The sequence below is a fragment of the Pseudomonas sp. XP2 genome (assembly GCF_053557975.1).
In genome coordinates this window covers 121,200-136,389 of sequence record NZ_JBNRIK010000010.1, presented here as the reverse complement: position 1 = coordinate 136,389, position 15,190 = coordinate 121,200, and the positions used below count along the sequence as shown (strand labels likewise).

17 protein-coding genes are annotated in these 15,190 nt (G+C 64.3%); 13 read left to right on the top strand and 4 right to left on the bottom strand.

The genetic code is table 11. From position 1 onward, the window contains the following. Position 1: 1 nt before the first annotated feature. The 3 genes from arsB to ACK1VC_RS13595 are packed head-to-tail and all read right to left on the bottom strand — an operon-like array spanning position 2 to position 1,905. Positions 2-1,024 (bottom strand): ACR3 family arsenite efflux transporter, encoded by a 1,023-nt coding sequence (gene arsB, locus ACK1VC_RS13605; protein ID WP_009876565.1) that lies wholly within the window; start codon positions 1,022-1,024, stop codon positions 2-4. Between the two features lie 58 nt (positions 1,025-1,082). Then, positions 1,083-1,577: an arsenate reductase ArsC gene (locus ACK1VC_RS13600; RefSeq protein WP_009876566.1), complete on the bottom strand. Its 495-nt coding sequence runs from the start codon at positions 1,575-1,577 to the stop codon at positions 1,083-1,085. 4 nt (positions 1,578-1,581) lie between these two features. Further along, entirely contained in the window at positions 1,582-1,905 is a 324-nt protein-coding gene (locus ACK1VC_RS13595; protein ID WP_009876567.1) for an ArsR/SmtB family transcription factor, read from the bottom strand. A 725-nt stretch (positions 1,906-2,630) separates the two neighbouring features. Between ACK1VC_RS13595 and ACK1VC_RS13590 the strand changes: the two genes are divergently transcribed. From ACK1VC_RS13590 to ACK1VC_RS13540, 11 genes are all read left to right on the top strand, one after another. After that, positions 2,631-3,377, top strand: a complete 747-nt coding sequence (locus tag ACK1VC_RS13590; RefSeq protein WP_011871432.1) for a hypothetical protein — start codon at positions 2,631-2,633, stop codon at positions 3,375-3,377. A gap of 118 nt (positions 3,378-3,495) precedes the next feature. After that, a complete protein-coding gene (locus ACK1VC_RS13585) occupies positions 3,496-3,708 on the top strand; it encodes an AlpA family transcriptional regulator (RefSeq protein WP_009876569.1) in 213 nt (70 codons plus the stop codon). A 42-nt stretch (positions 3,709-3,750) separates the two neighbouring features. Further along, entirely contained in the window at positions 3,751-4,626 is an 876-nt protein-coding gene (locus ACK1VC_RS13580; protein ID WP_011871433.1) for a ParA family protein, read from the top strand. Next, positions 4,610-4,870 carry a hypothetical protein gene (locus ACK1VC_RS13575; RefSeq protein WP_009876571.1) on the top strand — a complete coding sequence of 87 codons (261 nt, stop codon included), beginning with the start codon at positions 4,610-4,612 and terminating at the stop codon, positions 4,868-4,870. The genes ACK1VC_RS13580 and ACK1VC_RS13575 overlap by 17 nt, the downstream gene beginning before the upstream one ends. Continuing rightward, complete coding sequence (locus ACK1VC_RS13570; RefSeq protein WP_009876572.1) at positions 4,863-6,527, top strand: ParB family protein; 1,665 nt, start codon at positions 4,863-4,865, stop codon at positions 6,525-6,527. Before ACK1VC_RS13575 ends, ACK1VC_RS13570 begins: the two co-directional genes overlap by 8 nt. A gap of 15 nt (positions 6,528-6,542) precedes the next feature. Next, on the top strand, positions 6,543-7,103 hold the full coding sequence (locus ACK1VC_RS13565; protein ID WP_009876573.1) for a DUF2857 domain-containing protein: 561 nt from the start codon (positions 6,543-6,545) through the stop codon (positions 7,101-7,103). A 3-nt stretch (positions 7,104-7,106) separates the two neighbouring features. Next, a complete protein-coding gene (locus ACK1VC_RS13560; RefSeq protein ID WP_011871435.1) occupies positions 7,107-8,357 on the top strand; it encodes an STY4528 family pathogenicity island replication protein in 1,251 nt (416 codons plus the stop codon). 331 nt (positions 8,358-8,688) lie between these two features. Then, positions 8,689-9,468 (top strand): PFL_4669 family integrating conjugative element protein, encoded by a 780-nt coding sequence (locus ACK1VC_RS13555; RefSeq protein ID WP_011871436.1) that lies wholly within the window; start codon positions 8,689-8,691, stop codon positions 9,466-9,468. After that, positions 9,465-9,992 (top strand): DUF3158 family protein, encoded by a 528-nt coding sequence (locus ACK1VC_RS13550; RefSeq protein ID WP_049323458.1) that lies wholly within the window; start codon positions 9,465-9,467, stop codon positions 9,990-9,992. Before ACK1VC_RS13555 ends, ACK1VC_RS13550 begins: the two co-directional genes overlap by 4 nt. A 73-nt stretch (positions 9,993-10,065) precedes the next feature. Then, positions 10,066-10,506 (top strand): single-stranded DNA-binding protein, encoded by a 441-nt coding sequence (locus tag ACK1VC_RS13545; RefSeq protein ID WP_003098976.1) that lies wholly within the window; start codon positions 10,066-10,068, stop codon positions 10,504-10,506. 283 nt (positions 10,507-10,789) lie between these two features. Continuing rightward, positions 10,790-12,820 carry a DNA topoisomerase III gene (locus ACK1VC_RS13540; protein ID WP_003116834.1) on the top strand — a complete coding sequence of 677 codons (2,031 nt, stop codon included), beginning with the start codon at positions 10,790-10,792 and terminating at the stop codon, positions 12,818-12,820. A 723-nt stretch (positions 12,821-13,543) separates the two neighbouring features. Here ACK1VC_RS13540 and ACK1VC_RS13535 read toward each other — a convergent pair. Beyond that, entirely contained in the window at positions 13,544-14,179 is a 636-nt protein-coding gene (locus ACK1VC_RS13535) for a cation transporter (RefSeq protein ID WP_003098972.1), read from the bottom strand. A 411-nt stretch (positions 14,180-14,590) separates the two neighbouring features. On the opposite strand from ACK1VC_RS13535, the gene ACK1VC_RS13530 reads away from it, so the two are divergent. Together ACK1VC_RS13530 and ACK1VC_RS13525 are read left to right on the top strand one after the other, a co-directional pair. Beyond that, positions 14,591-14,800 carry a hypothetical protein gene (locus ACK1VC_RS13530; RefSeq protein ID WP_014747696.1) on the top strand — a complete coding sequence of 70 codons (210 nt, stop codon included), beginning with the start codon at positions 14,591-14,593 and terminating at the stop codon, positions 14,798-14,800. A gap of 12 nt (positions 14,801-14,812) precedes the next feature. Then, entirely contained in the window at positions 14,813-15,187 is a 375-nt protein-coding gene (locus ACK1VC_RS13525) for a DUF3703 domain-containing protein (RefSeq protein WP_011516992.1), read from the top strand. Positions 15,188-15,190: the final 3 nt, after the last annotated feature.

The window sequence follows — 15,190 nt, the reverse complement described above, 5'->3', positions numbered from 1 at the left end:
ATTACGCTTGGCGCTCGTACCAGCCGCGCGAGCGGTTGACCACGCGCACCACCAGCAGCATCACCGGCACCTCGATCAGCACGCCAACCACGGTGGCCAGCGCCGCGCCCGAGTGGAAGCCGAACAGACTGATGGCGGCGGCCACGGCCAGCTCGAAGAAGTTGCTCGCGCCGATCAGTGCCGAGGGGCCGGCGATGCTGTGCTTCTCGCCTACCTTGCGGTTGAGCCAGTACGCCAGCCCGGAATTGAAGAACACCTGGATCAGGATCGGCACCGCCAGCATGGCGATCACCAGCGGTTGCCGGATAATGGCCTCTCCCTGAAAGGCGAACAGTAGCACCAGCGTCAGTAGCAGCGCGGCGATCGACAGCGGGCCAATACGTTCCAGCGCCCGGTCGAACGCAACCTGACCCCGGCGCAGCAGCGCCCGGCGCCAGAGCTGCGCGAGGATGACAGGAATGACGATGTAGAGCGCGACCGACACCAGTAGCGTGGCCCATGGCACGATGATCGACGACAGGCCCAGCAGGAGGCCGACGACGGGCGCGAAGGCGAACACCATGATGGTGTCGTTCAGCGCCACCTGCGACAGCGTGAACACCGGATCGCCGCCGGTCAGCCGGCTCCACACGAACACCATCGCCGTGCAGGGCGCGGCGGCCAGCAGGATCAGCCCGGCGATGTAGCTGTCCAGCTGCCCGGCCGGCAGCCACTGTGCGAAGACATGGCGGATGAAGATCCACGCCAGCAGCGCCATCGAAAACGGCTTGACCGCCCAGTTCACAAACAGCGTGACGCCGATGCCGCGCCAGTGTCGCCTGACCTGGCCGAGTGCGCCGAAGTCCACCTTCAGCAGCATCGGCACGATCATCACCCAGATCAGCAAGCCCACCGGCAGGTTGACCTGGGCGACTTCCAGCTGGCCAATGGCCTGGAACGCGCCCGGCGCGAACTGGCCCAGCGCGATGCCGGCAACGATGCACAGCAGCACCCACAGGGTCAGATAGCGCTCGAAGCTGCTCATGGCAGATGCGGCCGGCGCGTGACCGGCCGCTTCGGTTTCTGTAGTCATCGCGCCGCCCTTACTGGCGGCCGATGTCGCGCAGCTCGCGCTGCAACGACATGGCGTCCAGGCGCTGGAGCGGCAGCGACAGGAACAGTTCAATGCGTCGGCGCAGCGTGATCGCGGCGTCGAGGAACGCTTTGCGCTGTTGCTCCTCAGTGCCCTCGACGGCTGCCGGATCAGGGACGCCCCAATGCGCCGACACCGGCTTGCCCGGCCACAGCGGGCAAGCCTCCCCAGCAGCGTTGTCGCAAACTGTAAAGATGAAGTCGAACACCGGCGCACCCGGTGCCACGAACTCGTCCCAGCTCTTGCTGCGGTAGCCGGTCGTCGGCAGGTGCAGCCGCTCCAGCGTGGCAAGTGCCAGCGGATGAACCTCGCCCTTGGGGTGACTGCCCGCCGAATAAGCGTGGAAGCGGCCCTTGCCCAGCTCGTTGAGCATGCCTTCGGCAAGGATGGAGCGGGCGGAATTACCCGTGCAAATGAACAATGCGTTGTAGATCGTGTCGGTCATGGCGTCAGCAGTCGCAGCGGGTGGATTCGGAAACCTCGCACACTCCGCCTTGGCAGCAATGCTCGGTCAGGTAGCCGATCAGGCCGTTCATGTGGTCGTATTCGGCGCGATAGATCAGGTTGCGGCCTTGCTGCTCGATGCTGACGAGGCCGGCGTGGGCCAGTTCCTTCAGATGGAAGGACAAGGTGTTGCGGGCCACGTCGAGCTGGTCGGCCAGCACGCTGGGCGTGAGTCCTTCCGGGCCGGCGACGACCAGGGCGCGGAACACACGCAGGCGCTGGGTGTGCGCCAAGGCGCTCAGGGCGGAAACGGCTTGATCTTCGTTCATGATTCGATAGTACAACAATTATTGAATTAATGGATAAGAATCAGCGGGCAAGTCATTCATGGCTTCGCGGCATACCGCCGTCGAGTTCTTGGACTATGTTCCGCGCATCACGCCCATCAAAGTCATCGCGGCAGCAAGATGCTTCTATCAAGAGCGGCGGATGCCTTCTCGCACCACGGACTAGTTCAAGGGAAGGCAGGATGCCTAGCGGGCGATAGAACTGCACTGCATCCTGATGCGATGTGACCATGTTTGGCCCACACCGCAGGCGCGTGAACGCAAAGTGCGTTGGATTGAACCAAGCAAAATGCTTCGCCGCAAGATGCTATGTCGATATATCAGGATGCCGAAACAAGCATGACATGCGCGGATTTCTCCAGGTCCCTCTGGACGTGGAGCAGCGGATGCAATCCCCTGCGCCTTGTGAAACCGTGGGGATATCAGACCATATCGAATCGGTCTTGATGTGCTTGACGCACCCCATGACGCTGGCACCGTGAGCGCAATTGTCGAGCGTGCTTCTTCCTTATTACTCGACGGACCGGCAACTGGTCAATTCTTGCATATCGAGCAAGAGAGAACCACCTGTGACGGGTGCCATGATCTCTTCCGTCCATGTTCCAGGGCATCGCCCCAGGCATCAGCCACAGGCATAACGAAAAAACAGCCCCTTGGTGGGGCAAGAAGGAGCCGGTGATGTAGCGCTTCCGAAAGGAGACGAAAACATGCACAAGGAGCCACCACTATCAAAGGTGTTCTATCGTCCCATCGAAGCTGCCATACGGTGGGCTGGGTTGTTGCGGTACGAAGCGGTGATCGTCGCATCGATCGCATCACCGCGTTGTCTGCCGCAGATGTTGGACTGCCCGCGATGGAACGAGTGTCGGCTGTACTCGGAACGCATCTACGACGGTATCCTCAACGCCGAACTACCCTTCGGCAAGAACGGGATCACACTTAATGACCCAGATCTGGTGAGTTCACTCGATCTGACCGTCCGCCATGTCGATCTGAAGCGGTGGATGCGCACCCACTATCCCGAGCATCGGCCGGGATTTCTGTTCAGTCGCGGCGAGCGCATGGTGCATCCCTTCATCACCATCGAGACAGGACAGGCAATCCTGCTGGAACGGCTGGCTCTGCAGGCCGCGCTGGACCATAGCCGACGCGAGATGCGCGAACTGCAACAGCAACACGAAGTCTTGCTAAAGCAGTCCGCCGTACTGCTGGCTCCCAAGCAGTGCGTGATCAGTGATCGGGCGGAAACTACATACCTGAACATCATCGGCGGCATGCTGACGCTGATGCTGAGCCAATCCCCATCCGGCGTGCCGTACTCCAGCTTCAAGACGCAGGAGGCCATCGTCACCGCATTGCTCGCCCACTATGGCGGCACCATGGGCATCACGGAGCGAACCTTGAACGGCAAGTTCGCCAATGCCAGGAAGAATGTCCGTAGCGCAGCCGCGTGAATTCTTCCATCTTGTATGTGCAGTCGCGGAGATTGCATTTGCAATGTTTTTCCGCAGCCATGTCTATTGAATAGAGGTCACGCCAACAAACGCTACTGAGCGTTCAGGAGTGACCGCCATGTCGCAAATACCTGTACTGCCACCGCACGAGCGCCGCATCCTGCGGCTCGATGAAGTTGAAGCGAAGTCCGGCTTCAAACGCGCCCACATCTACAACCTGATGAAGAAGCGCCAGTTTCCGCAGGCGTTGCGCCTGGGCGTGCGCGCCGTGGGCTGGGATTCGGTCGAGATCGACCAGTGGATCGCCGAACGCCTCAACAACCGGACCTGACCCGCTCCCCCTCGATTTTCCCATCGCCAAACGGAGAGCGCCATGCAGGTCGTATCCATAATTTCAACGAAAGGCGGCGTAGGCAAGACGACTACGGCCGCCAACCTCGGCGGCCTCGCCGCGGACGCGGGGCTGCGTGTGCTGCTGCTCGATCTCGACGTGCAGCCGACCTTGTCGTCCTATTACGAGCTGGCACACCGCGCTGCCGGCGGTATCTATGAGTTGCTGGCGTTCAACGAACGCGCCCTCGATCAGTTGGTGTCCCGCACCATCATCGCGGGCCTGGACCTGGTGCTCTCGAACGATCACCGGGGTGAACTGAACACGTTGCTACTGCACGCGCCAGACGGACGCCTGAGACTGCGGCACCTGCTGCCGGCGCTGGCGCCGCTTTATGACCTGGTGCTGATCGACACCCAGGGTGCACGCTCGGTGCTGTTGGAGATGGCGGTGCTCGCCTCTGACCTGGCGCTGTCGCCCGTGACCCCGGAAATTCTCGCTGCCCGCGAACTGCGACGCGGCACCATGCAGTTGCTGGAGGACATCGCGCCATACCGGCACCTCGGCATCGAACCGCCATCCCTGCACCTGCTCATCAATCGCGTCCACCCCGTGTCCGCGAATGCACGGATGATCCAGCAGGCGCTGCGCGACCTGTTCCAGGACCATGCCGGCATATGCGTGCTGGGCACCGACGTGCCGGCCATCGAGGCCTATCCGCGCGCCGCAACCCGCGGCCTGCCGGTGCATCGCGTCGAGCATCGCCAGCCGCCGGGCAGAGTTGCGCCCGCCGCGCTCGACACCATGCGCGCGCTCGCCGGCGAACTGTTCCCACAGTGGCAAGACAGATTTGCCCTCGTGTCCGGCCGTCCTCCTCGTTCCATTGAAACCGGGAGGTCACATGGCGAACGCACATGAACTGGCCCGCGGCCACAAACGGCTGCGCGCCCTGATTGAGTTTGCGGTGAGCGAAGGCTGGCACGTCAAGCGCACACGGGGCGGACACCTCAAGTTCACCAAGGCCGGCTGCGCCGCCATCTACACCAGCTCAACAGCGAGCGACTACCGGGCGGATCTCAACGCCCGTGCACAGATCCGCCGCGCCGAGCGCGAGGCCCGCATGGCCCGGGCCGTCAACGCCGAGGGATGTGGTCATGGCTGAGATGACCTCCCAGGACATGGCCGGCAAGCTGCTTGCCGCCGGGTTCGAGCGCAGTGGGCCATCGGCCACGGCCTTGAGCGACCCGATCGCCGACACGCCGATGGTCGTGACGCTGGACCAGTTGCGGCCCTACGACCACGACCCCCGCAAAAAGCGCAACTCGGCCTACGATGAAATCAAGGCCTCCATCCGAGAGCGCGGCCTGGACGCGGCGCCAGCGATCACACGCCGTCCTGGCGAGGCGCACTACATCATCCGCAACGGCGGCAACACCAGGCTGGCGATCCTGCGTGAACTCTGGGCGGAGACCAAGGACGAACGCTTCTTCCGCATATCGTGCCTGTTCCGGCCGTGGCCTGCGCGCGGAGAGATCGTCGCCCTGACCGGGCACCTCGCCGAGAACGAACTACGCGGCGGCCTCACGTTCATCGAGCGCGCCCTGGGCGTCGAGAAAGCCCGCGAGTTCTATGAGGCTGAAAGCGGCACCACCCTGAGCCAGTCCGAGCTGGCCCGCCGCCTGGCCGCCGACGGCTTCCCAGTCCAGCAGTCGCACATCAGCCGCATGGCTGACGCGGTGCGCTACCTGCTGCCCGCGATCCCGACCGTCCTATACGGGGGCCTCGGCCGCCACCAGGTCGAGCGGCTGTCGGTCATGCGCAAAGCCAGCGAACGCACGTGGGAGCACTATGCCAAAGGCCGCTCCCTGCCGCTGGACTTCGACAGCTTCTTTCTGGAGGCGCTGTCGCAATTTGATGTCCAGCCCGACGAGTTCTCGCCGCCGCGTGTGCAGGACGAGTTGATCGGTCAGATGTCCGAGCTGCTGGGCATCGACTACGACGTGCTCGCCTTGGACCTGACCGAATCCGAGAGCCGCCACCGCGCCCTGGTCAGCGACCCAACCCCGCCATCGGCGCCGCCGGCATTGCCCGAGCCTGGGGCCATCGCACGGCCGCCGATCGAACCGGCACCGCCCCCCACTACAACTGCACCTTCTGCGGGCCACTCTGCCGACGCGCCGACAAGGCCCCGGGACGATGGGGCCCCGAGCGAGGCATCCGCAGCCAGCCCTGCGGCAGCGAATGGCGGTCTGCTTGACGAGCACATCATCTCTCCGGCACCCACGACGGAGCGGCTCCAGTCCATCCAGCGCATGGTCGCCGACCAGTTGGGCGATGCGCTGCCGCCCGACTTCTCGGCCAACGTCTTGCAGTCGATTCCCGTGCAGGCCGGTGGCCTCTATCCCATCTCGGACATCTGGTATATCGACCCTGGCCTCGACACACCCGACCGCCTGCGCATCCACATCGCGCAGTTCGCGCGCGAGATCGCGGGCGAGGCCGACCTGGACGCGTGTGTCGAGGATCGTTCTGATGGCATCGGGTTCACGTGTCGTGCCCCAGCCCAGGCTTCGTCGCCGCTCGCACGCGCCGTGCTCGCACTACTGGTTTCCCTGGCCGGTCAGCAGCCAGCCGGCGTCGGCTTGGACAGCGGGCAACTCATCACAGACCTGCCAGCGCTGTTGCACGGCCAGGGTCAACGTCGTGACGGCGGGGCCCGGCGATTGAGCGACACCGCGCTGGTCAAGCTGTTTCGTCTGCTGCGGCTGGCCCGGCGCCTGCTGGATCTGGAAGCCGGCGCTGTCGGTTCTGGGATCTGAGCGAGGGAGGCCTGCATGTCCGCACCGAACCCACTCAACCAGGCCGTCATCGCGCAGGCACTCTACGACCTACGAAACGGGCAACTGCGTCGCTGCAAGGCGATGGGGTTCGGCGAGGAAGAGCTGGATGCGCTCAAGCATCCGGCGCTGATCAGCGTGCTGGCCAATGCCAACGTCTCCTGGTGCTCTGTCTCGGTGAACCGGGAAGTGCTCCGGCGATTGCTCAAACAGGCGCAGGACGTGGAGAAGGAGATCGCCACCGTCGATCGCATGCTGCGCCTGGGTGCCAGTACCGAAATGGTGAGCCGCTTCTACGGGCTGACACATCAGGAAGTCGCACTTCGGCGCGAAGTTCTCGGCCTGCCCAAACGCAAGGGGCGCCATCCGGTTCTGGACGAGGAGCAGGACACCGAGCTGTGGCGGCGCTGGAAGGTCGTGACCAGCAGCAGGAACGTCGAGCTGGAGGATGAGACCTCGGTTCTTGATGCGGCAATGGACCTCGCCGAAGGCATGGAGCTGCCGCTGTCGGTGGTCTGGGCTGCGATCAAGAACTGGATCGATCAGGGACTGGGTTGAATCATGGCCGTGGACGACGCTGCACCACGAGCACCACGCCAAGGTCCGGTCGCCCTCGCTGATCTGTTCGACAGCGCGCTGAAAGACCTTGCACCGAAACCTCGCCCACTAGCACCGGCTCCCGCCTTCGCATCCGCGACGTCTCCTGTGTCTGCAACCGGCGACGGTTTCCTGTTCAGTGGAAATCGGCACGAGAGCGTGCCGCGACGGCTGTTCCTCGACCGACGCCTGACGCCGCTGGAACGCAATGCCTGGCAAGTCTTCCGGATGATGCTCAACGAGGATGGCGTCACGGCGTTTCCGACGTATGAGCAACTTCGCCCGTGGCTCGCGTCAATGCCCTGCGCCGGACAGGCCTCCCACGAGACCGTGGCACGGGCGCTGACGCTGTTGCGCCTGACGCGCTGGTTGAGTCTCGTGCGCCGCAGGCGCGACCCCAAGACCGGGCGCATCCTCGGCAACCTCTACGTCCTGCACGATGAGCCCCTGACCCCGTTCGAGGCGATGCAGCTCGACCCGGACTACCTGCAGCTCGTCAGCCAAGCCCTGGGCCATTCGGCCAGGGCCGTTCAGGTCGTGGGCTTGCACACGCTCAATGAGATCGCCGAAGACCCGCTGCTGTCTGGCCGCATGCTGCCCTCGCGGCTGCAGGTCCTTGCCGAACGCCTCGCAAGCCAAGGCATTGGGTCGCAGGAGAGTTATCCACAGGAGGACACGGTTCACGATTCCGAAGAAGGGGCGCCGAGCCTTCTTCGGAATTCTGATCGGCCCTCTTCGGATTCCGAAGCAGGGCCAAAACACGCAGCAGACGGCGCTCTTCGGAATCCGAAACAGGACCGTACTGTACGTAGTAGTCGTATTAATGAAGTACGTACTACCGCGCGTGAGCGTGGGCAGGCGCGCGCGATGCCGGGAGTTCGTCTGCCTGATCGCTTTCTCGGCTTGAAAGATGAACAGCAGGCCGGCGCCATGGTGGCATTGCAGCAGGTCGATGCCCCGCTACGCCAGGCCGTGCTGGACGAATGGGCGGATCGCTGTCGTGGCAGCACCATCCGCAACCCGGCAGGCTACCTGTTCGGCATCATCCAACGTGCCATCCGTGGCGAGTTCAACGCATGGGCCAGGCAAGCTGGGTCAGCACCGCCACCTGCCCCTGCACGAGATGCACCGCCTGAGCCACCGCGCAATGTAGTTCCGCCCGAGGTAGCCCGGCAGCACATCGACCGGCTGCGCGACCTTCTGCGCAGTAGCTGAGCGCGACGAGCGACAAGGGCGTGAAGCAGACGCCCGTGGCCGTCAGTAGAGCTATCCCCTGGGGATAGATGTGATGCAAGGCGTAACACCGAAAGACACAGGCTGGGTGCTTCTGTCCACGGTGCTGCAGTGGCGTCCGGTTCCTGAGCGCACCCACCATCTGCGCGAGCAGCGCTCTGTGGCGTTTGATGGAGCTATCCCCTGGGGATAGCTCGCATTGCGGGCCGCCACCACCACGACAACCGGGGACCAGTTCATTTCGGTTTGTTGACTGACTGCCTTCCGCTGCATGCCGATCCTGACCGCTCCTTTTCCCAAGCGAGCGGACACCATGGCAACCAACGAACCTCTGCAACTCAATCTCGGCTCTTTGCGCAGCGCGATGTCGCTGACGCTTCACACCCACCACGCATCGCGCATCTGGCATGGCCGCGCCGCCGCCGAGGGGCGACCCGGCATCGTCGGCCTGAACGGCTACATCGCCGTGATGAACAAGATGAAGCGCGGCTCGGAACAGGATGACCCGTACAGCGACTGGTGGATGTTGCGCATCGAGGAAAAGCTCGACCAGGCCAAGACCACGTTGCAATCGCTGCGCGAGCAGGTGGACCAGGCATTGGCCGGCGTGCCAGCGGCGTTGAGCCTGGGCGAGAACCTCAACGTGCAACCGGTGAAGCTCCCCTTGTTCGTGAACGCGCAGCTCGGCTTTGCCGCGGTCTATCTCCTGGCCGACTATGACGACATCGCCCGCAAGCTGATCCTCGCCCATCACACCGCGCTGATCGATCGCTCGACATTGGAGCGGTGGCTCAACGAAGGCGCTCACACGCTGCGCAGCCTGTTCAGCCTGGCCCAGCAGTACCGCTACTCGGGATGCACCCGCGACGACTTCGCGGCCAAGAACGCCGCAGCGCGGGCGGCGCTGGAGAAGTTCGGCGACTTGCCGCAGGACGTGCTCGAAGGCGCTCGCCGCTCGAAGTTTGCGCCGCCCGTCGTGCGCCGCGGCCTGCAACAGCGCAGTGATAGCGCTGCCGCAGCCGCACCTCCCAGCGACGAAGGCACTGCCGCCGATCCGGCCGAGGCCAGCACCGGCGAGGACGAACAGGCATGAGCGACCCGAACCGCGAACCTCGCTACTTCCGTGGTCTGGAACAGCCAGCCTTCATGCGGCTGGAACACGCGGCCTCTCTAAAAGGCCTTTTAAAGCCTTTTAAAGGTAAAGGGGACTTCGAGGCCTGGGCCAGCCAGTGCTTCGCCATGCGCGACGAGTTGATTGCCCTGGCGCAGCGACAGGTGCTGCCACAGGCGTGCGGGCATCCCTTCCACCTGCTTCCCGTCGAGCTGGCCCAGCAGACCACTGGCGCAGGCACGACCTTTCTTCGCTGGCGCAAGCACGATCGATCGGCCATGGGCGTGGCGTTGTGGCAGGAGCTGATGGCGAGCCCCAGCACGCCGGTCAACCTGCTGCACGACCTGCACGAGATCGAACTGCAGCGCGTCATGCTGAACATGCAGATCAGCCTGCTGCACACCCTGGGCAGGCAAGCACAGGAATGCGCCAGCAAGGCCGCGCAGGCGGACAACACCTACCTGCGCCGGCTCGCGTCCGTTCCTGCCGCAGTGCGCGATCGGTGATTGCGCCTGCCATCCGAGCACGCGCCCGAGCCCAACGAGGCACGGGTATTTCAACCACCACGGAGATTCCAACATGAGCACACAATTCATCGGCGAGGGCAACATCGGATCGCCTCCCGAGTACCGCGAATTCCCCAATGGCAACGACGATCCTCGCCGGTTGCTCCGGCTGAACGTGTACTTCGACAACCCCGTCCCCACCAAGGGCGGCGAGTTCGAGGACCGCGGCGGCTTCTGGGCGCCGGTGGAACTCTGGCACCACGACGCCGACCGCTGGCAGCAGCTCTACCAGAAGGGCATGCGGGTGCTGGTCGTCGGCCGCATGGAGCGCGACCCCTGGACGGACAACGAAGATCAGCCGCGTGAGACTTGGCAGGTCAACGCGCGCAGTGTCGGCATCCTGCCGTACCGCATCGAGTCTGTGGCCCTCAGCCCGAAGCCACAGGAGGCAGAGCCGAAGCCCCAGGCCACCCAGGAATCGACGGCGCCGAAAGAGACCAAGCGCAGGAAGTGATCGGGCATGGAGGGCGGCTGCCGCAGTGCTTCGCCGCCCTCCATGCGCTGCGAATTATCCCCAGGGGATAGCTCCACCAACGTCCACCGAGTTCCACGCGCGCTCCCGGAAATCGCGGCTCTCGGCCCGCACACTTCCGGCCACGCACCTTCCCCGCACTCGCCATTTCATCGGCGTGAAAGCGGTCGCTGCCGCATGCGGCTTGTTTGCTGCTGCCAGGGGCTGCGCTCGGCATCCTCGATCCCAGCAACTCCATGAACAACAGGAATCGGGATGGACGGATATGCGGCTGTTCTTGTGCGAGAAGCCCTCCCAGGGCAAAGACATTGGCCGGATTCTCGGCGCCACGCAGCGCGGTGAAGGCTGCCTCAACGGTTCCGGCGTCACGGTCACCTGGTGCATCGGCCATCTCGTGGAGGCGGCGCCGCCCGAGGCCTACGACGAGCAGCTCAAACGATGGTCCGTTGAGCAGTTGCCCATCATTCCCCAGCACTGGCGGGTCGAGGTCAAACCGAAGACCGCCACGCAATTCAAGGTCGTCAAGGCGCTCTTGGCGAAGGCGACTCACCTGGTTATCGCCACCGATGCCGACCGCGAGGGCGAATTGATCGCCCGCGAGATCGTGGAGCTTTGCGGCTACCGCGGCCCCATCGAACGCCTGTGGCTGTCGGCGCTCAACGATGCGTCCATTCGGGCGGCACTGGGCAAGCTGCGGCCTTCGGCCGAGACGCTTTCGATGTACCACTCGGCGCTGGCGCGCTCCCGTGCGGATTGGCTCGTGGGCATGAACCTGAGCCGGCTGTTCACGGTGCTGGGGCGACAGGCGGGTTACGACGGCGTGCTGTCGGTCGGCCGCGTACAGACCCCGACGCTCAAGCTCGTTGTGGACCGCGACCGCGAGATCGCGCGCTTCGTGTCCGTACCATACTGGGCCATCGCCGTGTCCCTGTTCGCAGGCGGTTCGACTTTCGCCGCGCAATGGGTTCCACCCGATGCGTGCACCGACGACGCAGGCCGCTGCCTGCGGCAGCCGGTCGCACAGCAGACCATGCAGCAGATCCGCGCTGCGGGCAGTGCCCACGTCGTGTCGGTGGAGACTGAGCGTGTCCGCGAAGGCCCGCCGCTGCCGTTCGACCTGGGCACCTTGCAGGAAGTGTGTTCCAAGCAGCTTGGGCTGGACGTGCAGGAAACCTTGGAGATTGCCCAAGCCCTGTACGAGACGCACAAGGCCACGACGTACCCCCGCTCGGACTCCGGCTACCTGCCCGAGAGCATGTTTGCCGAAGTGCCCACCGTTCTCGACAGCCTGCTCAAGACCGATCCCTCGCTGCGCTCGATCATGGGCCAGCTCGACCGCTCGCAGCGCTCGCGCGCCTGGAACGATGGCAAGGTCACGGCGCACCACGGCATCATCCCGACGCTCGAACCGGCGAAGCTCTCCGCCATGAGCGAGAAGGAACTGGCCGTGTACAGGCTCATCCGGTCGCATTACCTGGCGCAGTTCCTCCCTCACCACGAGTTCGACCGCACTGTGGCCAAGTTTTCGTGCGGGGGGCAGAACCTGGCGGCCACGGGCAAGCAGGTTGTCATCCCGGGTTGGCGCCAGGTGCTCGCCGAGCCGCAGGCCGAAGACGGTGATGGCGAGGGCGATACTGCGGTCCGCGCCCAGGTGCTGCCCGCGCTGCCGAAACTGTATGAGGGCCTGGCATGCCAGGTGGCCGACGTCGATCTCAAGGCACTCAAGACGCTGCCGCCCAAACCGTACACGCAAGGCGAGTTGGTCAAGTCCATGAAAGGCGTCGCCAAGCTGGTGTCCGATCCCCGCCTGAAGCAGAAGCTCAAGGATACGGTTGGCATCGGCACCGAAGCGACGCGGGCCAACATCATCGGCGGCCTGATCGCTCGCGGCTACCTCGTGAAGAAGGGGCGCGCCATCCGCGCCTCGGATGCGGCTTTCACTTTGATCGATGCCGTGCCTGCGGCGATTGCCGACCCTGGCACCACCGCCGTCTGGGAACAGGCGCTCGACATGATCGAGGCCGGACAGCTCACCCTGGACGTGTTCATCGGCAAGCAGGCCGCGTGGATTTCGCAGTTGATTGCGCAGTACGGCAGCGCCTCCCTGTCCATCAAGGTTCCCCAAGGGCCGGCATGCCCGCAGTGCGGCGCACCCACGCGCCAGCGCAGCGGCAAGAGCGGCCCGTTCTGGTCGTGCAGCCGCTACCCGGACTGCAAAGGCACGCTGCCAGTCGAATCCGGCAGCTCCAAGCGCGGCGCCTCGCGCCCGCGCCGTAGCGGCCGCAAAGGCTCCTGACCGCCCCCGTTCCCCGTGAGCCGTGCCCGCCTTCGGCGGCGTGGCCCCTGTCCCGCACTCCGCCGCATGCCCTGCGGGACGCCCAGCGCGCAACGCCTTCTTGATCCGTGTGCGCGTCCCGCCCAGCCGTCCCCGGCCGCGGGACCTGAAGGTAGCTTCTCTGCGAGCCGCACCACGCGCGTTCTGTTGATCTGCGTTTCTTCCGCCCTCTGCGAAGGGTCTCCCGGTGGCTTGCCAGGCTGCACGAGCCACCGGGAGACCCTTCGTGGTCAGCGGTAATCGGTGCCGGTGCCCGCCGGTGCAAAAACGGGCTCCCTTTGTGCGCGGATGTGCGCCAGACGATGCCGGCCCCAGCCACGACATGGGCCGGGTGTGATTGCTTGATGAGCAGACGGTTCTAGCGACGACCGGGCCTGCCAATCAGCCCACGGGTGGTTCCTCTTTTCTCCCGAGCCGAAGGCCGTTGGGCCTTCGGCGCCATTCTCCTGCCCATCAACGTCCCGGCCCGGCCATTGGCCTGGGCCACACGAACAGGAGAGACGACATGCACCCTCAACCTTGCGCACCGCTGCTGTACGGCAGACGGAGGTCGAGAACGGCATGCCCGCCTATCGCGCGGCCATCGCCAATGGTACGCTCGGCTGCAGCCGAGGCCGTAGCCCAAAGGCTGGACTACCTCTTTTGCAGAGGTAAACCTCGGGATGAACTGGGCGAAAACATGCCTTATGTGCCCGCCTTACGGCGAGCTGTTTCCGATGCTTCGCGCAGGATTTCCCGCCCCCCATTCGCTGCGATTGCGGCCACGATGACGCCCAGCACCAGATCCGGGATGTTCGACCCGAACCCCATCACCAGCACCCCGGACAGCACAATCGCACCATTGACGATGGAGTCGTTGCTGGTAAAGATCGCTGACGCCTTGAAGTTCACATCTTCCCCGCGATGGCGGCGCAGTAGTCTGAGGCACACTAGGTTCAAAGCCGCGTTCAGCGCGGCCATGGCCATCATGGCTGGGCCGACAGGCTCTTCCCCTCCAGCGAAGCGGCGTAGGACTTCCAACAGCAGCAGCGCGGCCAGGCCGATTAGCAAGAAACCCGACAAGCGGGCCGCGCCCACCTTGACCGTTGCCGCACGACCGACGGCATACAGGCTAACCGCATAGACCGACGCATCGGCGAGGTTGTCCAACCCGGCGCCCATCAGCGCCGTAGAGCCAGCCCAGATGCCAAGGGCAATGCCGGCGGCGGACTGCGTCAGGTTGATCAGCAACACAGTCAGAAGAATCTTTCGGTCCTTCGCATCGCTCGCATCTAGGCGGCCCAACTCGTCGTTTTCGTGATTTCTGTGGTTTTCAGCCATGCATTGTTCCTTCCAAATCGATGGATGCTGAAGCCTGTAGCGGCTGGAGAGTCAAGGCGCAGATGCAACGAACTTGCCACAGGGTCTTCCCGGACGCCCTTGACTCTACCGTAGCTAGAAGGTTTTCCAATCCAGTCAGAGCTTTAGGACAGAACAGATGAGCACCAATGCGCCCCCTTCATTGCGACTGTCATCCGGTATGGCTGCTATCCACTGATCCGTGGCGCCACTGCGGTTGTGCTCTTCGGCGAGCTCGCGACCGGCCGGCCGTCTTTTCCGACGGAGCTACTCACAGTGATCGTCGCGCTCGCTTGTGCCGCCTTGCTAGAGGGCGGGCGGCCTTTCCACTCCCCGTTGAGCCAGTAGCGGCGTTCCAAGCTGTGGTTGGCCGTCGGCGCATGGCTCGGCTTCTTGGTCGTGCATCTGGCCTTCCAGCACTCCAATCTGGGATACCGGGTCGGGCCGTTGGGATTGTTGATCGGGGTGGCTGAAGCCCATCGCTGGCATCACAAGCGTGAGCACGAAGACGCCCAAGTCAACTACGGCGATTTCTGGATGCCCGGGGGCCACTTGTTCAGCGCTTTCCGGTCGCAAAAGCACACGCTGGGCGCCAAAGAGTGACACTCAAGAAAGATGGACTTTCCAATGGACTACGGCCCGCAGCTTGTCTATCCCTTCCGGAGCCGGCCAGCAGCGGCAAACGCTTGCGCTGCTGGCTATACGATCTTGCCCACGTCGCATTCTTGCGCGAGTCGGGCCTTGCGGCTTCTTGCGAAGCGATCGCGAGTTGCGTGGCGTGCCCATGAGTCGGGCCGCGTCGTGGCGCACTGCTACCTTGGCCTGCACCTGCACCTGCGCAGCCACGCCGCGATGCTCGGTCTGGCCTGGAGAACCCGTAAGGTGGCGGAGATTGCGGCGCGCAGGTCGTCCGGCTCGCGCTGGCTCCTGTGGGCCACGCCCTCGGTCGCACGCCGTCTCAAAACGTCAGAATCGCGCGCTTTCGCATGATGG